Raw genomic sequence first — 17,445 nt, 5'->3', positions numbered from 1 at the left:
GACGCGTGACTGCCCAGATCGTCGTTGACGTGGTCATCGTCGTCATCATCCTCTCCGCGTTCGTCAGCGGCTGGCGCCGCGGCGCCAGCTCCGCCGTGCTGTCGGTGCTGGGCATCGCGGCCGGCCTCGTGATCGGCCTCGCGCTCGCGCCCTACATCGTCAGGCTTGCCGACACCCAATTCCTCCGCGTCCTCCTCCTCATCGCCGTCATCGTCTTCTTCGCCGGGCTGGGCAGCGCCGTCGGCGGCGTCGCGGGAGCCCAGGTGCGCGACCGGGCCCGCTTCAAGACGACGCAGACGCTCGACTCCGTGGTCGGCGCCCTCTTCCAGGCCCTCGCGTTCAGCCTGGTGCTGTGGTTCGTCTCCCTCCCCCTCGCCACCGTGCTACCCGGCCCGCTCGGCGCGGGCGTGCGCGAATCGCGTGTGCTCGCCCTCATCGACAGGGTGGTGCCCCCAGGCGCGGAGAACCTCCCCGCGCGCTTCGCCGCGCTTCTCGACGACTCCGGCCTGCCACCCCTCGTCTCCCCGTTCGCCACCACCGGCGCGCCCGTCCCTGCTCCCGACCCCGCCGCCGTCGACCCGGCGATGGTCGAGCGCGTGCGCCCCAGCGTCATCCACGTCATCGGCGACGCGGAGGCGTGCGGGCGCCAGCTGATGGGCTCCGGTTTCGTCGCAGCGCCGGACTACGTGATCACCAACGCGCACGTCGTCGCCGGCACGAACAGCGTCGAGCTCGACACCGTCCTCGGCGTGAAGGAGGCGACCGTCGTCTTCTACGACCCAGGCGCCGACATCGCCGTGCTGCACTCGCCCGGGCTCGGCCTCGACGCCCTGCCCATCGCCACCGACGAGCTCGCGCGCGGCGAGGACGCCGTGGTCATGGGCTTTCCCCGCTCCGGGCCCTTCGAAGCGGCGCCGGCCCGCATCCGGGGCACTCTCACCATCGCGGGCCCGGACATCTACGCCATTGGCCGCGTGGAACGCGAGGCCTACACGCTGCGCGGCAGCATCCGGCAGGGCAACTCCGGCGGGCCGGTGCTCACCACGGGAGGGGAGGTCGCCGGCGTGGTCTTCGGGGCGTCTGCCGACGCCTCGGAGACGGGCTACGCGCTCACGGCGCGCCAGGTCGTGGACAAGGTCGGCGACGTGCGCGCCTTGGGGATGGCGGTGGACACCGGGATGTGCGTAACCCGCTAGGGGGCGGGGCGCGGCTGGGGCGTCGCAAAGCGGGCGATGGTGTCCGCGAAGGCGACGGGGTCCTCGATGTGCGGGAGGTTCTTCGTGCCCTCCACCGCATCGACGGTGACGGGGCCGCGCAGGCGGCGGCGCTGGCGCTCCACCAGCGGGCCCCACAGGCGAAGCGGCGGGTGCAGCAGCAGGGTTGGGGCTGACACCTCCCCGCCGGGCGCGCGGTGCACCAAAAAAAAAGAGGTCGCGCGGGCGTAGGAGCGGGAGTTGGCGATCCCGGCGGCGCGCAGACGAAGGTCCAACGTGTCCTGGAACCGAGGCGAGCGGTGGAACGCGGGGTCGGTATCGAAGATGAGGGCGCGGCGGTACACCCGGGCGCGCACCGCGTCCGAGTGCGGGGGGTGGCGCATAACAAGGCGGGTGATCAGCGGCAGAAAATCCCACGGGTGGCTGCGCATCGCGGCGCGCATGTCGGCCGGGTGGGCGGCGGAGATGGAGACGAGCCCCGCGACAAGCTCGGGGTAGGCCGCCGCGCAGGCCCACGCCACAGAGCCGCCCGTGTCGGCGCCGACGAGGATGCAGTCGCGGTGCCCCAGGGCGGCGACGGCGCCCTTGACATCGCCGCAGGCGAGCAGCATATCGTTGCCGCCGCGATGGATCGGCTTATCCGACATGCCGTAGCCGCGCATATCGAGGGCGGCGACGTGGAAGCCGCGCGCGGCGAGGGGCGCGATGGCCTCGGCGTAGTCGAACCACCCGCCGAAGGCCCCGTGGAGGAGGAGCACGAGCGGGTCGGCGGGATCCCCTGCCGTCACGGCGTGGAGCCGAAGCCCGCGGGTATGCAGGTACTCGTGGGAAAATGGCCCATCGAGCTCAACAACGCTGGGGGAGTACTCCCTGCCCGGCATGGGCGCTCCTTTCGGTTCTCCAGGGGTGGCGCGCGTCAACCGAAGAAAACGCCCGCGCCGGGAGGGAGCGCGGGCAACGGAAAAGAGGGGGCTAGTCGACGTCAACAGAGGTGGAGCCGCGGCCGTCACGCAGGCGCGCCTCGGTGGCCTTATCGGACGCCGCGGGGCGGCCCGCAGCGTTGGTGTACAGCGCGCTCGAGTCCTCCTTGCGCGCGAGGCTCTCCTGTGCCTTCCCCGGGACCAGGTTCTTCCACTCGTTCACCGAGGAGATGGTCCTCTCCGGGGACCGGATGGCCTTGAACTTCTTGACCCCCACGAACGCCAGGATGCCGGCGACGGCGATCATAACCAGGAAGACGATGAGAAACGCGGCCCACCACGGCAGCCAGATCGCCAGCAGGGCGGCGAGGAAGAAGAAGAAAAAGAAGCTGGAGTAGAGGGCGACCACGCCCGCGCCAGCGAAGAGGCCGCCGCCAACGGCGCCCTTCTTGACCTCGCCGATCACCTCGGTCTTGGCCAGCTCAATTTCGTTGCGCACGAGGGTAGAGACCTGCTCGGCCGCGTTGGACACCAAGGTGCCCAAGGAGTCCTGGCCGGGGGTAGTAACGCCGGTGTCGCGCAGCGGGATGGACTCCACCTTCCCTGTGACCGCGGTGGAACCGTCAGTGTAAAGACCTTTGTTGCTCATCTTCTCCAAGTACCTTTCTCGGGGCGTGGGGTTGTGGCATACCGCACCCTCGCGATTGACAGCCTCAACTGTAACACCGTGCACGGATTGGTGGCGCGACACGATCACACCACGATCAATCCTAGAGAATTACCCGACATGTGCGCGGATGTTTATTGTTACGCGCTGTGGCGCCCCTTCGGGTCCTTGAAAATCCGCTGTGTAAGCCAGTACGCCGCGACGCTGAGCGCGGTCACGCCGGCGACGACGCCGGCACCGATGCCCACCTCGCGGGCGTTGGGCAACTGGATGAGGGGGACGGGGTTTTTGAAGGTGAGCACCTGCCACCCGTGCGCGAGGGCATGTTTGCGCAGCGCCCGGTCGGGGTTGACGGCGACGGGGTGGCCGACCGTGGCCAGCATGGGGATGTCCGTGGCGGAGTCGGAGTAGGCGTAGCTGCGCGCCAAGTCGTAGCCGTGAGCCGCGGCGTACCCGGTGACGGCGTCGGCCTTGGCCCCGCCCTTGAGGTAGCGGGTGATGGAGCCGGTGAGCTTGCCGTCCTCGACCTCCAACTCGGTGGCCACGACGTGGTCGATGCCGAGCTCGCGGGCGATCGGCTCCACGAGGAACGAGGCGGAGGCGGAAATGATGATCACGTCGCGGCCTGCGTCGCGGTGCTGTTCGATGAGGTCGCGTGCCTCCGCGTAGATGGCGGGGGTGACCACCGTGTGCATGGTTTCGGTGGTGATGCGTCGGATCTCGTCGACCGACCACCCCGTCACCATCTGGGTGAGGGAGTCGCGGGCGGAGTCCATCTGCTCGCTCGTATGCCCGGCGAGCATGTAGGAGGCCTTGGCGAGGGAGAGCTCGAGCGCTTCCTGTCTGCTGATCAGGCCGTTGTTGACGAACTCGCGGCCAAAGGCGTACGCGGAGGAGGTGGCGATGATCGTCTTGTCTAGGTCGAAGAACGCTGCCGTCGGGCGCGGGGCGCGCGTGGACGGGGCGCGCGTGGACCCAGCCTGACCGGCCTGATGCGTCTGATCGGCTGCCTCGCGTGGGTTCATACCCAGTAGCTTAGACCGCGCCGCCGTGGAACAAAAGGCCCGTTGTGGTACGGATGAGGCTCCTGTGACGTGTCGAGTCGCGTGGAGCGCGCCCTGCGAACTGAAACAAATAGAAAAAATGTTCGCAAAACGCGCCCACGCGTATTGCTTCTCCGTCGGCCGATGTGTAATAATTGCTTCTGCACGGCCCCGATATACAGTGTGGCCTGCCCCGGCCCACCCCCCCCGAGGCCGGGTTACTGACGGCCCGCGCACACCCCCCCGAGGCGCGGGCCGTCCCTTATGCGCGCCCTCCAGTGGAGGAGTTATCCACAGAACGGGCGTGACGCGTCACTAAAAAACGGGGTTATCCACAGGCGCCGGCGCCCTCCGTTGCCCGAGGTAGCGCGGCTGGTGGATGGTGAGTGCATGCCCCACACCACGCCGACCGAGCCGCTGCTCATCGCCATCGACGACCCGCTCGTCCACCCCGAGGCCGTCCACATCGCGGCCGCCACCGGGCGCCCCGTCATCGACGCCGACGGGCCCGACGCGCTACGCCGCCACTACGCCCGAGCGCACGCCGTCTTCCTTGACGCCGCGCACTCCGCCGCGTTGCAGACCCTCCCCCCGCGCCCAGGCGTGTTTCTCCTCGGCTCCGACGTGGAAACGATCGCCGCGCAGCACGCCGCGTCCCCGGGAGTCGAGGGCGCCTTCGTCGTCCCCGCCCAAGCCGGTGACCTGCTGCGCGCGGTGGGTGCGCTGCGTACGGCGGCGCCTTCCCCGCACGGCCGGGAGGCGGTGATCGCCGTTCTCGGGGCGGCCGGGGGCGTCGGGGCGTCGACCCTCGGGGCCGCCATCTGCCGCGCCGCGCCGAGGGAGCTTGAGCCCATGCTTGTCGACGCCCACCGCTACTCCGGTGGCCTCGACCTCCTGCTCGGAATCGAGGAGGAGATCGGCGCGCGCTGGGGAGAAATCGTCCTCGGCGACGGCAGCGTCAACCGCGCCGACGTCCGCCGCGCCCTGCCCTCCACCCGCGACGGGATCGCGGTGCTGACCCACGCCCGCACCACCATCAACGACCCCTCCGGCGCAGACAAACACGAGATCGAGCGGCTCGTCGCCGCCACCTCTGGAGCAGGTCTGACGGTGGTGGACTCCCCGGTGCGCCTCATGCCGGCCCGCTGCGACCTCGCGGTCGTGCTCACGCCAGCTGAGGTGCGCGGCGCCGCGGCGGCCGCCCGAATCGTGGCCGAGTGCTCCGCGGCGAGCACCCCGGCCGCCCTCGTCGTACGCCATCGCGGGTGGTCGTCGCTGGAGAGCGGAGAGATAGCACGGATCGCCCGCGCGGAGGTCATCGCGCAAATCCAGCACGCGCCGCGCTTGCCACGGGCCGTGGAGGTCGAGGGCCTGCCGCAGCGCCTGCCGCGCACCCTGGCCGCCGCCGCGCGCGCGGTTCTCGAGGAGGCAGGGCTGTGAGCGGCGCAGACACGGTCAGCCCCGACGTCATCGGGCGGGTTCAGCGCCGCCTAGCGGACGAGCCCCACGCCCCCGACCCGGCCCGTCTGGCGGCGATCGTGCGGGAGGAGGCCGTCGTGATCAGCGACGTCGACGTCCTCGAGGTCATGCGCACCTTGCGCGACGACACCTCCGGGGCAGGCCCCCTCGAGGCCCTGCTGAGCGGGGGAGACATCACGGACGTGTGCGTCAACGGCCCGGGCGCCGTCTACGTCGACCGCGGCCACGGGCTCGAGCTCGACGAGTTTCGCTTCTCCTCCGACGCCGACGTCCGCCGCCTCGCCGTCCGCCTCGCCGCCGGGTGCGGCCGCAGGCTTGACGACGCCCAGCCGTTCTGCGACGGCCACCTCGTCCGCCCCGACGGGGCTCTGCTGCGCTTCCACGCCGTGCTCGCCCCCACTGCCCACGTGGGCACGTGCATCTCCCTGCGCGTCCTGCGCGGCCGCACCACGACGCTCGCCCAACTGGAGGCCGCAGGCTCGATGGGACCCGATTGCGCGGCGCGCCTGCGCCGCATGGTCCGGGAGCGCAAGTCCTTCCTCGTCGTCGGCGGGACAGGAGCCGGGAAGACGACGCTGCTGTCTGCACTTTTGGCGGAGGTGGACCACGCAGAACGCATCCTGGCTATCGAGGACACGGTGGAGTTGGTGCCCGACCACCCGCACGTGGTGAACCTGACAACCCGCGGCGACAACGCCGAGGGGGTGGGGCGCATCACCATCGCCGACCTCGTACGGCAGGCGCTGCGCATGCGCCCGGACCGGATTGTGGTCGGCGAGATCCGCGGCGCCGAGGTCGTTGACCTCCTTGCGGCGCTGAACACCGGGCACGACGGCGGCGCCGGAACGCTTCACGCGAATTCCGTCGCGGAGGTGCCCGCGCGTCTGGAGGCGCTGGCGGCGCTGGGAGGCCTTGACCGCGCGGGGTTGCACGCGCAGCTCGCCGCGGCGGTGGACTACGTCGTCGTGGTGCGCCGCCGCCGCGATGGCACGAGGCGCGTGCACCAGATCGGGGCGCTGGAGGGCAACCCGGTCGCGGTGAACGTGGTGTGGGAGGACGCGTCGTGATGTGGTTACTTCTGGCCGCAGCCGTAGCGGCGGCCACCCCGCCGCGGCCCGCCCGCCGGGTCGAAGCCACCGCGCGGACCTCAGCGACCACATGGGCGCCAGCCTTCGGAGCGGCCGCGCTGCTGGGGGTGGTGGCGGTGGACCGGATCAGCGTGGTCGTCTCCCTCGGAATCGTGGCGGCGACAGTGGCGGGAGCGCTCGCGCGCCGGCGGCGCAGCGCGCACGACAGCGCGTGCGCGGAGGCCGTGGCGGCGTTTCTCGGCCACCTCGTCACCAACGTCAAGGCGGGCGCGACGACACCGGACGCCATCGCGCGGGCCGCGCAACGCCTGCCCTCATCTACCCCGGAATCCGTCCACCGCGACATCCGCCGCGCCGCCGCGGCGGCGCGCTCAGGGGCCGCGCCCGACACGGCTCTTGGTGCGGCTGAGACCCCACAGCTGCGCGAGGTCGGGGCCCTGTGGGCGATCTCCGCCGTCCGCGGCCTGCCGGTCGGGGAGCTCCTCTCCCGGGCGCGAGAGCGCATCGACCACGAGCAGCGCCACCGCGCGGCCACTCAGGCCGCGCTGGCGGGGCCGAAGACCACGGCGATCGTTCTCTCGGCGCTGCCCGCCGCGGGCATCCTCATGGGCACCGCGATGGGGGCGAACCCGCTCGGCGTCCTCGTCGATGGCGGGGTCGGCGGCGTGCTGCTCATCGCCGGGTGCGCCCTCGTGTGCGCCGGCTACCTCGCCTGTGCCCGCATCATCGAGGGAGCGGCACGATGAGTTTGCTCCTCCCAGCGCTTTTCGTGGCGGCTGCCCTCGCCCTCGCGCCGCCCCGGCCGGGCGCGCGCGTGGCCCCCTCGTCGCGGCCGCGCGACGGGCCGGGCGCCGCGTCCCCACCGTCGCAGGTCACACACCACCGCATGGCCGCCGACCTCGACCTTTTCGCCGCGTGCGTGAGGGCGGGGCTGACGGTCCCTGCGGCAGCGGCCGCCGTTGCGGACGCCTCCGGTCACGCGCCCACGGGTGGAGCAGACGCGTGGCGCACTGTCGCCGCGCTGAGCGCGCTCGGGGCTGACGCGGAGCGCTCCTGGGGCGCGATGCGCGCCCTCCCCGGCGGGGAGGAGCTGCTCAACCTCGTCGTTTTGTCGCACACCTCCGGCACCGCCGTCGCGGCGGGCTGCGAACGCATCGCCGCCCGGCTTCGCGACGACGCCTCCGACCTCGCCACCGCGAAAGCGGAGCGCGCCGGGGTGCTCATCGCCCTTCCCTTGACCGCCTTCTTCCTCCCAGCCTTCTTCGTCCTTGGGCTCGCGCCCGTGGTGATCGGGCTGGCGGGGAAGCTCACCTAACCCCACCTCGACACTTTTCAGACTCCCAAGGAGGACTCTCATGTCTCTTTTCACAACCGTCTCCACGCGCCTTGCTGCACACCTGACCACCCGCCTTGCCACGCTGAGGAACGACCGCGGCATGAGCACGATTGAGTATGCTTTCGGCTCACTGGCCGCGGCCGCCCTCGCGGGCGTGCTGTACATGGTGGTCAACGGCAATGGCGTCGTGAGCGCTATCGAAGGCGTCATCACCGACGCCCTGAGCAACACGCCGGGCTAATGCTTCGCGACGACCACGGATCCGTCACCGTCGAGGCGGCGCTGGCCCTAGCGGCCCTCGTCACCGTCGCCGCGGCGATGATCGGAGGGCTTGCGACGCTCGCCGCCTATATCGGGGCCGTGGACGTTGCCGGGGCTGCCGCCCGCGCCCACGCGATCGGGGTCGACTACGCCCCGCCGCTGGGCAGCGTCAGCGTCTCGGAATCCGGCGGCGTCGTGAGCGTCACCGCCACCGTCCCCGCGGCACTCTTCGAGGTGTCGGCGACTGCCCGCTACCCCACGGAGTTCCGCTGATGCGCCGCGGACACGGCCCCCGCGCCTACGCAGACGACGCTGGCTACGCCACGGTGATGTCGGTCGGGATCATCGCTGCCGTCGTTAGCCTCATGCTCGCGGTGGTGGGCGCGGGCGCGCACGTCGCCACGACTCACCGCGCCCGCACCGCCGCGGACCTCGCCGCCGTGGCGGGGGCGACGGCCTTCTACGAGGGCGCGGACGCCTGCCAGGCGGCGCGCCAGGCCGCTGAGCTCAACGGGGCACGCGTGGAGCTCTGCCAGGAGCGTGCCCCCGACGTGGTGGTGGAGGTAAGCCTCGGCCGCGCGAGCGCCCAGGCGCGCGCAGGGCCGCTCTGATGGGGACCTACTGTCCGGCCAGCATGGCGCACAGCCCGCCCAGCAACGTCAGAGCGGCGGCCTTGTCCAGGGGCTGGTTGCCGTTGCCGCACTTGGGGGACTGCACGCACGAGGGACAGCCCGATTCGCAGGGGCAGGAGCGCACGGCCTCGTAAGTCGCTGTCATCCACTCGGCGAAGCGGGCGTAGCCCTCGTCGGCGAAGCCCGCGCCTCCGGGGTGGCCGTCGTAGACGAACACCGTCGGCAGCAGGGTGTCGTGGTGCAGCGCGGTGGACACGCCGCCGATGTCCCACCGGTCGCAGGTGGCCAGCAGCGGCAGCAAACCGATGGCAGCGTGCTCCGCGGCGTGCAGCGCGCCGGGTACCTCGCCGGCGGCGATGCCCATGGCGTCTAAAACAAGCGGGTCGATGGTGTAGGCCACCGCGCGGGTGACCAGGCGTTGCTCCGGCAGGTCGAGGGGCACGTGCTCGGAGATGGTGCCGTCGGCGTGCCGGACGACGTAGCCGGTCACCCGATCGATCACCTCGACGTCGAGGTTGGCCACCCACAGCCCCGGCGCCGGGTTCGCCCGGGCGGACGCCTCCCCGAGGATCGTGATGGAGGTGGACGAGCGGGCTTGGGTGGAATAGTCGGGCGCCTCAGGCCGGGCGAGCGCTACGCAGTCGTCGAGCTCGAGCGACTCGACGACGAAGTGTTCGCCCTGGTGGATGTAGACGGCGCCCTCGTGGACCTGGCTCATCGCCCGCGCGGCGTCGATGGTGCCCAGGAGGCGCCCGTCGGTGACGTCGACGATCATCACCTCGGAGCCCGAACCGCCGCGCAGTGATACCGAGGCGTGGGCGGTCTCCGGAGTGAGCTCTCCCTCGAGCCGCGGCACGGCAAACCAGCCGCGCCCGCGCTCGCGGAGGTAGCCGTCGCGGGTGAGCTCGGCGACGACGTCCTCGGCGCCGAAGTCCGCAACGTCCTCGGCGCTCAGGGGGCGCTCGACGGCCGCGCAGTAGATGTGGCCGCGCAGAATAAACGGATTGGAGGGGTTAAACACGCTGTTTTCCACGGGCCGGCCCACGAGGGCCTCGGGGTGGTTGACCAGGTAGGTGTCCATCGGCTCGTCGCGCGCGACCAAGACGGCGACGGAGGCTTGGCCGCGTCGGCCTGCCCTGCCCACCTGCTGGCGGAAGGAGGCCACGGTGCCGGGGAAGCCAGCCATGACCACGGCGTCGAGCCCGCCGACGTCGATGCCCAGCTCGAGGGCGCTGGTGGTGGCCAGGCCGAGCAGGTCGCCCTCGTCAAGCGCCCGCTCGAGGCGCCTCCGGTCCTCGGCAAGGTAGCCGGCGCGGTAGGAGGCGACGCGGCTGGCGAAGTCCGCGCGGCCCGCGACGACGAGGTCTTCTTGGGCCCGCATGGCCACGAGCTCGGCGGCGCGCCGGGAACGCACGAACGCCAATGTCCGCGCGCCGGAGAGGACGAGTCCCGACAGGAGCGCGGCAGCTTCGGTCGTGGCGGCGCGGCGCACGGGGGCGCCGTGCTCACCCTCGGCGCCCTCGATGAAGCCGGGCTCCCACAGGGCGAGGGTGCGCTCGCCGGTGGGTGCGCCGTCCTCGGCGACGGCGACGACGGGCCGGCCCGCCAGCCGGGAGGCCTGGGCGGCCGGGTCGGCGGCGGTGGCGGAGGCGAAGATAAGGGTGGGGGAGGCGCCGTAGGCGGCGGCGAGGCGCAGGAGTCGCCGCAGGGTTAAGGCCACGTTGGCGCCGAATACGCCCCGGTAGACGTGGCATTCGTCGATGACCACGTAGCGCAGGTGGCGCAGCAGACGCGCCCACCGGGCGTGGTTGGGCAGGAGGCCGGCATGCAGCATGTCCGGGTTGGTGAAGACGAAGCGGCTGTTGGCGCGGATGGCGGGGCGCGCCTCGGCGGGGGTATCGCCGTCGTAGGGCGCCGGGTTGGCTCCCGGCGGCGCGAGGGTGGCGACCGCGTGGAGCTGGTCGGAGCCGAGCGCCTTGGTGGGGGTGAGGTACAGCGCGCAGGCGGTCGGGTCGGCGGCCAGGGTGGTCAGGACCGGCAGCTGGTAGCCCAGGGACTTGCCGGAGGAGGTGCCGGTGGCCACCACGACGTCGGTGCCCTCCCAGGCGAGCTGCGCCGTGCGCGCTTGGTGGGTGTAGAGGCGGGTGATGGAGGCGTCGATAAGCGTGCTCTTGAGCCTGGCGTCGACCCATGAGGGCCATGCGGCCCAGCGCGCGGGGGAGGCCTCGAGGTGTTCGACGTGCGTGATGCGGGAGGACGGGAGGCGGGCCTGGAGTATGTCCAGGATCTCGGCGCCGAAGGATCGGCCGTGGTTGGACATGCGTTTTACCCCCGGTTGGAACAGCGGATCCGTAAAGTATGCCAGCCCGCCGCTCCCCGGCGGGAATTTCGTGGCACAATGTGCACGGTCACAGATTCTTTGTGCGCCTCAGTCAGGTGCTCGTGAGTTTTTGTTGCGCGGGCACCAGGTCCTTTCGCGGCCTGGTGATCGATTGACCATTCGTTGCCAGCAATTTTCGAAAGGTACAGCACACCATGGCTACCGGAACAGTTAAGTGGTTCAACGCGGAGAAGGGCTTCGGCTTTATCGCGCCTGACGACGGCTCCGCTGACGTCTTCGTCCACTACTCCGAAATCCAGGGTTCGGGGTTCCGCACCCTGGAGGAGAACCAGCAGGTCGAGTTCGAGATTGGCGAGGGTGCCAAGGGCCTGCAGGCCCAGGACGTGCGGGCTCTCTAAGCCCCCGAGCGCACTCACCTTCTCCCCGCGGAGGGGGATTTTTACGCAGCCGATACGCCGCGGCGCACGTCGTTCCAGTCAAACAGCCACGCCTGCAGCTTCTGGATGAGCAGCCCGACGAGCGAGCCGAGGGCAACGCCCACGATCATGGCCAACAGCGGGTAGTCGGCGAAGAGCGCCCCGCCGAGGTAGCCGACGCCGACGCTGAGGAACGCCCAGACGACGACGCCGATGGTGTCGTAGATGATAAACGCTACCCAGCTGTACCCCACGGAGCTGAGCACGATGGTGGCCACCCACCGGGCCCAGGGCAGGAAGCGGGCGACGATGATCGTCGCGCCCGCGCCGCGGTTCATGTTGCGTTTGACCCACGCGATCGACTGGCCGGCTTTGGAGTTGGGGTCGAGGCGGTCAACCACCGTGATCAGGCGTTTGCCGAGGCGGAAGCAGATGTTGTCGCCGATGATGCCGCCGATGATGGCGGCGGCGATGACCCACCCGACGTGGGGGACGCCGCGGGAGGCGGAGAAGGCGCCGGCGAGGTTGAGGACGGTTTCCGAGGGCACGACCGGGGCCAGCGCGTCCGCGATGATCAGCAGGCTGACCAGCGGATAGAAGATCGGCATCTGCATGAGGTTTTCAAGGAAACCGATCAAAGAATCGATCACAGGGGAGTGCTCCTTCCGGGCCGTGCCACGCCGTCCTGATCCTACCGGGGGCTCGCCCGGGGATTTTATTTCCTTGAGTCACCGTCTGCGTGCTACTTCTCTGATAGAAAAAGGGGAGTTTCGGACATGTGCGCGGAGTGCGGCGGCATACCCCTGCGGGACCACCTTTATGGTGGGTGCGAGCAAGCGCCCTTAATATAAGGCGCAGATCGAGAAGAAAGAAGAGGTGTCACCCAGCGTGGCAGACAACGGCACAACCCTCGTCATCGTGGAGTCGGCGACGAAGGCGAAGAAGATCCAGAAGTACCTGGGCGACGACTACATCGTTGAGGCGTCGGTCGGGCATATTCGAGATCTTCCGGGCCGCGCCGCAGACATCCCGGCGAAGTATAAGAAGGAGCCGTGGGCCAAGCTGGGCGTCAACCCCGAGGAGGGCTTCGCGCCGATCTACGTGGTCAGCCCCGACAAAAAGAAGAAGGTCTCCGACCTTAAGGACAAGCTCAAGCGGGCCGACCGCCTGCTGCTGGCCACCGACCCGGACCGCGAGGGCGAGGCGATCGCCTGGCACCTGCTGGAGACACTCAAGCCCACCGTGCCGGTGGAGCGGATGGTGTTTAACGAGATCACCGAGTCCGCCATCCGTGAGGCCGCCGAAAACACCCGCGAGCTGGACATGGACCTTGTCGAGGCGCAGGAGACTCGCCGCATTCTTGACCGCCTCTACGGCTACGAGGTCTCGCCCGTGCTGTGGAAGAAGGTCATGCCGCGCTTATCCGCCGGTCGCGTGCAGTCGGTGGCCACCCGCGTCATCGTCGAGCGCGAGCGCGAGCGCATGGCCTTCGTTTCCGCTGAGTACTGGGACCTGACGGCGACGCTGACGCCCGGTGGCGATCCCTTCGACGCGAAGCTTGTCGGCGTCGACGGCAAGCGCGTGGCGCAGGGCCGTGACTTCGACGACCGCGGCCACGTGACGTCGCAGGGCGTCTACGTCGTGGACGAACCGGCGGCACGCGCCCTCGCCGAAGGTCTCGAAGGCGCGGCGATGCAGGTGGACAAGGTGGAGGAGAAGCCCTACACCCGCCGCCCCTACGCGCCGTTTATGACCTCTACGCTGCAGCAGGAGGCAGGGCGCAAGCTGCACTTCACCTCGGCGCGCACGATGCGCATCGCGCAGCGCCTGTACGAAAACGGCCATATCACCTACATGCGTACGGACTCGACGTCGTTGTCGCAGCAGGGGCTCGACGCGGCGCGTTCCGCGGCGACCGAGCTCTACGGTTCGGAGTATGTCAGCGACGCGCCGCGCCGGTACGACCGGAAGGTGAAGAACTCGCAGGAGGCGCACGAGGCGATCCGCCCGGCGGGCGAACGCTTTGCCACCCCGGGCCAGCTGGCTGGCTCCCTCGACGCGGAGGAGTTCAAGCTCTATGAGCTGATCTGGCAGCGCACCGTGGCCTCGCAGATGAACGATGCCCGTGGGACGTCCATGAAGGTCACCGTCGCGGGGACCGCCAGCTCCGGCGAGGCGGTCGAGTTCGCCGCGACGGGGCGCACGATCACGTTCCCGGGCTGGCTGCGCGCGTACTCGGACGCCACCGATCAGGAGGCGCACCTGCCGCGGCTGCGCGAGGGCGACGCGCTGGAGACGCAGGCGATCAGCGTCGACGGCCACTCCACGAACCCCCCGGCCCGCTACACCGAGGCGAGCCTGGTGAAGAAGATGGAGGACCTGGGCATTGGGCGCCCGTCGACGTACGCCTCGATTATCAAGACGATCCAGGACCGCGGTTACGTCGCCGTGCGCGGGAGCGCGCTCGTGCCCACGTGGGTGGCGTTTTCTGTGGTGGGGCTTCTGGAGAACAACTTCGACGCGCTCGTCGATTACGATTTCACCTCCTCGATGGAGGACGAGCTCGACGAGATCGCCCACGGCAACGAGAACCGCACCGAGTGGCTCACCGGCTTCTACTTCGGCGACGCTGACGCTGAGGACAGCATGGCCGAGGCCGTGGCACGCCGCGGCGGGCTCAAGCACATGATCGAGGACAACCTCGAAAGCATCGACGCCCGAGCGGCGAATTCGCTCGCGCTTTTCGACGACGACGAGGGCCGCCCCGTCATCGTCCGCGTGGGGCGCTACGGGCCCTACATCGAACGTCAGGTGGGCACGGACGACAACGGCGACCCGGACTACCAGCGCGCCAACGTGCCCGAGTCGGCCACCCCGGACGAGATCACCCTGGAGCTAGCGGAAAAGCTCTTCGCCACCCCGCGCTCTGGCCGGGAGCTGGGCGAGAACCCGGAGAACGGCCGCATGGTGGTGGCCAAGGAGGGCCGCTTCGGCCCGTACGTCACCGAGCTCGTGCGCGACGACGAGCGCGAGCGCGCCGAGGCGCACGCCGAGACCGTCGTCGCCGCCGAGCGCGCCGCCGAGGACGAACAGCGCGCCGCGGAGGGCAAGCGGGCGAAGAACTGGGAGACCAAGACCGCGGCGGCGCAGAAGGAAAAGCGGATCGCCGCGCTGGTGGACGAGCAGCTGAAACCGGCGACAGCCTCCCTGTTTTCCACCATGGAGCCGTCGACGGTGACCCTCGAGGAGGCGCTGAAGCTGTTGTCTCTGCCGCGCGAGGTGGGCGTCGACCCGGCGGACGGGGAGGTCATCACCGCGCAGAACGGGCGCTACGGGCCGTACCTGAAGAAGGGCAGCGATTCGCGTTCGCTGAGTAGCGAGGAGCAGATCTTCGACATCACCCTCGATGAGGCGCGCCGCATCTACGCCGAGCCGAAGCGTCGCGGCCGTGCCGCGGCGAAGCCGCCGCTGAAGATGCTGGGCGACAACGACGTCTCCGGCAAACCGATGAGCGTGAAGGACGGCCGCTTCGGCCCGTACGTTACCGACGGCTCGACCAACGCCTCTCTGCAGCGCGGGGATACCCCGGAGACGATGACGGATCAGCGCGCCAACGAGCTGCTCTCGGCCCGCCGCGCTCGCGAGGCGGAGGAGGGCACCGCGCCCGCGACGAAGAAAGCGACCAAGAAGGCGGCCCCGAAGAAGGCAACAAAGAAGACAACAAAGAAGGCGACGAAGAAGGCGACAAAGAAGGCCGCGAAGCGCCCTGCGAAAACGACGAAGCGCGTCGTCCGCGCGAGGAAGAAGTGATCCGACGGACGCTGCGCGGCGCGGAGGCGCTGGCGCGCTCCTTAGCCGCGGCGCGCACCCGCCCGGATCGCGCCGCCTGGGTCGCGTGCACGGTCGCAGCTGTGGCTGGTGCGCGCTTCGCGGAACCCGCCGCCAGGGCGCTCGCTGCCCCGTGGAACCCCGCGGCGGCGGTGGCGTCGATCGAGCAGCAGCGCGTGCCGCGCACACCCTCGCTGCTCGGCGTGGGCGCTTTCGCGCTCGGCCAGGCGGTGTATGCGGCGCGGCTGCTGCGCGTCGGGGCGCGCCCCGACGTCCCGGTGGCGCTCGCCTGCGCGGCGGCCACCGCCGTCGGCGCTTACTCCGCCCGCGGCACAGGCCTCGCCCCGGCCGCCCTGGTCGGCGGTGCCGCCTCTACTGTGACCACGGCGCTGGCTAACGACCCCGCCCTGCGCAACGGCGCGCCTGCTTCCGAGGGCATCAGCCACGGCGCCAACCTCGGCTTTGCGGCGGAGGGGCTGCGTCTTGCCGTCAACGCGGCTTTCCGCCGCCCCCAGGTGTGCGTCGTGTCCGCGCTTTGCACCGCGACGGGCCTCGTCGGGCAGCTGCTCCTCGCCGACGGCCTGCGGGGCTAACTTCTCACTGAACTTCCTACCCAGCTTCCTACTTAACTTCCCAATTGTTATGTTGGGTGGGAAGTTAGGTAGGAAGTTAGGTAGGACGCTACGACCTGTCCGCCAGCGTCGCCCGCACGGGGCGCGCCAGCTGCGTCATTTGGTTGCGCCCGCGCAGCTCGATGGACTTCATGAGGGTCCACCGCTGCTGCTCCACCTCGTTGGCGGCGCGCAGCGTCGCGGCGTTGGTGAGGACCTGCCCGGGGGTGTCCTTCGCCAGCTCGGTGAGGCGGGCGGCGGCGTTGACGGCGTCGCCGATGACGGTGTATTCGAAGCGGTCGGAGCCGCCGATGTGGCCGGCGACGACGTGGCCGGAGGCGACGCCGATGCCGGCTTGCAGCTGCAGTCCGAGGATCTCTTCGCGCAGTTCGCGGGCGGCTTGGAGGGCGTGGGATGTGGCGTCGTGAAGCGCGATGGGCGCGCCGAAGACCGCGAGCGCGGCGTCGCCCTCGAACTTGTTGATCACGCCCTTGTTGCGGTGCACCACCTCGACGACGACCTCGAAGAAGTCGTTGAGCGCCGCGACGACCTCCTCGGGCGTGTGGTCGACGGCGAAGGTGGTGGAGCCGATGACGTCGATGAACACGACGGCGACCTTGCGGTCCTCGCCGCCAAGCTCGGGCTTTTCTTCGAGCGCCTTCTGCGCCACCTCGATGCCGACGTAGCGGCCGAAGATGTCGCGGACGCGCTGGCGCTCGTTGAGCCCGCGCATCATCTCGTTAAAGCCTGCCTGGAGCACCCCGATCTCGGACCCGTCGTAGATGTCCACCTGCGTATCGGACTGGCCGCGGCGCACGCGGTTGATCGCCGCCTGCAGCTCCTTGATGGGGTCGACGACGCTCATGATGGCGAAGGTGGTGCCCAAGATCCCGGTCACGAGCGCCGTGACAGCCAGCGCGGTGACGGCGGGGATGAGCTCGCCGGGGGTGTTGGTGAAGTAGTTGTTGCGCTGCGCCCAGATGAGCAGCAGGATGCCCAGAACCGGGACGCCCGTGGTGGTGAACCAGGTGAAGTAGAGCCGAGCGGCGATGGGGGGCTCCAGCGTCGCGTCCTCGAAACGCCGCGCCAGGGCGCTGGCGGCGATGGGCCGCACCAGGCGGGCGGCCTGGACGTAGGTGAGGATGGCCACGATGACGCACGCCATGAGCGTGGACACCACGACCACGACGGTGAGGCGCGCGCTGACGCGCGAGGAGATGATCCCCGCGATGGCAATGCCGATGAGCCAGACCGCGACGACGACCCACGTTTGCATCCCCGGGATGCGCATGACGAGGTTGCGCACCATGTTGGGGTCGTGGGCGTCGGGGTTGCGCTGCCAGTCCAGCACCGGCCGGAACAGCAGGAAGGTCACCGCGGCGCCGATAATGACGGCGACGACGAGGTACGTCAGGCCGATGATGCCGGCGCCGTTACTGGTCACCGAGAGCGACTCCACCTCCGGCAGCGGGATGAAGAAGCGGATGAACAGCATGATTGCCAAGGCGCCGAGCACGTTGGTGCCCAAAACAGTCGCAGCGTACAGGGGCCACGAGGTTCCCCAAAGCCACTTCAGGCCGCGCCACAGTCTGTCCATGGCTACCTACTC

17 protein-coding genes are annotated in these 17,445 nt (G+C 70.0%); 11 read left to right on the top strand and 6 right to left on the bottom strand.

The features are described 5' to 3' along the window. Positions 1-5 precede the first annotated feature (5 nt). On the top strand, positions 6-1,196 hold the full coding sequence (locus tag BLT81_RS09780; RefSeq protein ID WP_019193763.1) for a MarP family serine protease: 1,191 nt from the start codon (positions 6-8) through the stop codon (positions 1,194-1,196). Here the strand turns inward: BLT81_RS09780 and BLT81_RS09775 are convergent. From BLT81_RS09775 to BLT81_RS09765, 3 genes are all read right to left on the bottom strand, one after another. Continuing rightward, complete coding sequence (locus tag BLT81_RS09775) at positions 1,193-2,095, bottom strand: alpha/beta fold hydrolase (protein ID WP_083337268.1); 903 nt, start codon at positions 2,093-2,095, stop codon at positions 1,193-1,195. The genes BLT81_RS09780 and BLT81_RS09775 overlap by 4 nt on opposite strands. Positions 2,096-2,186: 91 nt before the next feature. Further along, positions 2,187-2,783 (bottom strand): phage holin family protein, encoded by a 597-nt coding sequence (locus BLT81_RS09770; RefSeq protein WP_019193765.1) that lies wholly within the window; start codon positions 2,781-2,783, stop codon positions 2,187-2,189. Positions 2,784-2,941: 158 nt separating this feature from the next. Beyond that, positions 2,942-3,826, bottom strand: coding sequence for an HAD family hydrolase (locus BLT81_RS09765; RefSeq protein WP_019193766.1), 885 nt, complete (start codon positions 3,824-3,826; stop codon positions 2,942-2,944). A gap of 408 nt (positions 3,827-4,234) precedes the next feature. On the opposite strand from BLT81_RS09765, the gene ssd reads away from it, so the two are divergent. Genes ssd through BLT81_RS09730 form a run of 7 tightly spaced genes read left to right on the top strand, consistent with a single transcriptional unit; the run spans position 4,235 to position 8,619 of the window. Continuing rightward, entirely contained in the window at positions 4,235-5,284 is a 1,050-nt protein-coding gene (ssd, locus tag BLT81_RS09760) for a septum site-determining protein Ssd (RefSeq protein WP_019193767.1), read from the top strand. Next, a complete protein-coding gene (locus tag BLT81_RS09755; RefSeq protein WP_019193768.1) occupies positions 5,281-6,390 on the top strand; it encodes a TadA family conjugal transfer-associated ATPase in 1,110 nt (369 codons plus the stop codon). The genes ssd and BLT81_RS09755 overlap by 4 nt, the downstream gene beginning before the upstream one ends. Next, entirely contained in the window at positions 6,390-7,157 is a 768-nt protein-coding gene (locus BLT81_RS09750) for a type II secretion system F family protein (protein ID WP_019193769.1), read from the top strand. Before BLT81_RS09755 ends, BLT81_RS09750 begins: the two co-directional genes overlap by 1 nt. Continuing rightward, positions 7,154-7,726 carry a type II secretion system F family protein gene (locus tag BLT81_RS09745; protein WP_019193770.1) on the top strand — a complete coding sequence of 191 codons (573 nt, stop codon included), beginning with the start codon at positions 7,154-7,156 and terminating at the stop codon, positions 7,724-7,726. Before BLT81_RS09750 ends, BLT81_RS09745 begins: the two co-directional genes overlap by 4 nt. A 40-nt stretch (positions 7,727-7,766) precedes the next feature. Beyond that, positions 7,767-7,988 carry a DUF4244 domain-containing protein gene (locus BLT81_RS09740; RefSeq protein WP_019193771.1) on the top strand — a complete coding sequence of 74 codons (222 nt, stop codon included), beginning with the start codon at positions 7,767-7,769 and terminating at the stop codon, positions 7,986-7,988. Continuing rightward, positions 7,988-8,281, top strand: coding sequence for a hypothetical protein (locus tag BLT81_RS09735; RefSeq protein ID WP_019193772.1), 294 nt, complete (start codon positions 7,988-7,990; stop codon positions 8,279-8,281). Before BLT81_RS09740 ends, BLT81_RS09735 begins: the two co-directional genes overlap by 1 nt. Beyond that, on the top strand, positions 8,281-8,619 hold the full coding sequence (locus BLT81_RS09730; protein WP_019193773.1) for an Rv3654c family TadE-like protein: 339 nt from the start codon (positions 8,281-8,283) through the stop codon (positions 8,617-8,619). The genes BLT81_RS09735 and BLT81_RS09730 overlap by 1 nt, the downstream gene beginning before the upstream one ends. Positions 8,620-8,626: 7 nt before the next feature. Here BLT81_RS09730 and BLT81_RS09725 read toward each other — a convergent pair whose 3' ends face one another. Continuing rightward, positions 8,627-10,960, bottom strand: a complete 2,334-nt coding sequence (locus tag BLT81_RS09725; RefSeq protein ID WP_019193774.1) for a DEAD/DEAH box helicase — start codon at positions 10,958-10,960, stop codon at positions 8,627-8,629. Between the two features lie 215 nt (positions 10,961-11,175). Between BLT81_RS09725 and BLT81_RS09720 the strand changes: the two genes are divergently transcribed. Then, positions 11,176-11,379, top strand: a complete 204-nt coding sequence (locus tag BLT81_RS09720; protein WP_019193775.1) for a cold-shock protein — start codon at positions 11,176-11,178, stop codon at positions 11,377-11,379. Positions 11,380-11,420: 41 nt separating this feature from the next. Here BLT81_RS09720 and BLT81_RS09715 read toward each other — a convergent pair whose 3' ends face one another. Continuing rightward, positions 11,421-12,047: a DedA family protein gene (locus BLT81_RS09715; RefSeq protein ID WP_019193776.1), complete on the bottom strand. Its 627-nt coding sequence runs from the start codon at positions 12,045-12,047 to the stop codon at positions 11,421-11,423. A gap of 226 nt (positions 12,048-12,273) precedes the next feature. Between BLT81_RS09715 and topA the strand changes: the two genes are divergently transcribed. Both topA and BLT81_RS09705 read left to right on the top strand, forming a co-directional pair. Next, a complete protein-coding gene (topA, locus tag BLT81_RS09710) occupies positions 12,274-15,207 on the top strand; it encodes a type I DNA topoisomerase (RefSeq protein ID WP_040421020.1) in 2,934 nt (977 codons plus the stop codon). After that, a complete protein-coding gene (locus BLT81_RS09705; RefSeq protein ID WP_019193778.1) occupies positions 15,204-15,818 on the top strand; it encodes a hypothetical protein in 615 nt (204 codons plus the stop codon). Before topA ends, BLT81_RS09705 begins: the two co-directional genes overlap by 4 nt. Before the next feature lie 88 nt (positions 15,819-15,906). Here BLT81_RS09705 and BLT81_RS09700 read toward each other — a convergent pair whose 3' ends face one another. Then, on the bottom strand, positions 15,907-17,433 hold the full coding sequence (locus BLT81_RS09700) for an adenylate/guanylate cyclase domain-containing protein (RefSeq protein ID WP_019193779.1): 1,527 nt from the start codon (positions 17,431-17,433) through the stop codon (positions 15,907-15,909). Between the last annotated feature and the right edge of the window lie 12 nt (positions 17,434-17,445).

Source organism: Corynebacterium timonense, from assembly GCF_900105305.1.
GTDB lineage: Bacteria > Actinomycetota > Actinomycetes > Mycobacteriales > Mycobacteriaceae > Corynebacterium > Corynebacterium timonense.
The sequence above is the reverse complement of the archived record's forward strand: the minus strand, read 5'-3'. Positions and strand labels throughout refer to the sequence as shown.

Excerpts from the sequence above, each read along its gene's own strand:
- BLT81_RS09775 (WP_083337268.1), bottom strand. The coding sequence starts at position 2,095 with ATGCCGGGCAGGGAGTACTCCCCCAGCGTTGTTGAGCTCGATGGGCCA.
- BLT81_RS09770 (WP_019193765.1), bottom strand. The coding sequence starts at position 2,783 with ATGAGCAACAAAGGTCTTTACACTGACGGTTCCACCGCGGTCACAGGG.
- BLT81_RS09765 (WP_019193766.1), bottom strand. The coding sequence starts at position 3,826 with ATGAACCCACGCGAGGCAGCCGATCAGACGCATCAGGCCGGTCAGGCT.
- ssd (WP_019193767.1), top strand. The coding sequence starts at position 4,235 with ATGCCCCACACCACGCCGACCGAGCCGCTGCTCATCGCCATCGACGAC.
- BLT81_RS09750 (WP_019193769.1), top strand. The coding sequence starts at position 6,390 with ATGTGGTTACTTCTGGCCGCAGCCGTAGCGGCGGCCACCCCGCCGCGG.
- BLT81_RS09745 (WP_019193770.1), top strand. The coding sequence starts at position 7,154 with ATGAGTTTGCTCCTCCCAGCGCTTTTCGTGGCGGCTGCCCTCGCCCTC.
- BLT81_RS09740 (WP_019193771.1), top strand. The coding sequence starts at position 7,767 with ATGTCTCTTTTCACAACCGTCTCCACGCGCCTTGCTGCACACCTGACC.
- BLT81_RS09735 (WP_019193772.1), top strand. The coding sequence starts at position 7,988 with ATGCTTCGCGACGACCACGGATCCGTCACCGTCGAGGCGGCGCTGGCC.
- BLT81_RS09730 (WP_019193773.1), top strand. The coding sequence starts at position 8,281 with ATGCGCCGCGGACACGGCCCCCGCGCCTACGCAGACGACGCTGGCTAC.
- BLT81_RS09725 (WP_019193774.1), bottom strand. The coding sequence starts at position 10,960 with ATGTCCAACCACGGCCGATCCTTCGGCGCCGAGATCCTGGACATACTC.
- BLT81_RS09720 (WP_019193775.1), top strand. The coding sequence starts at position 11,176 with ATGGCTACCGGAACAGTTAAGTGGTTCAACGCGGAGAAGGGCTTCGGC.
- BLT81_RS09700 (WP_019193779.1), bottom strand. The coding sequence starts at position 17,433 with ATGGACAGACTGTGGCGCGGCCTGAAGTGGCTTTGGGGAACCTCGTGG.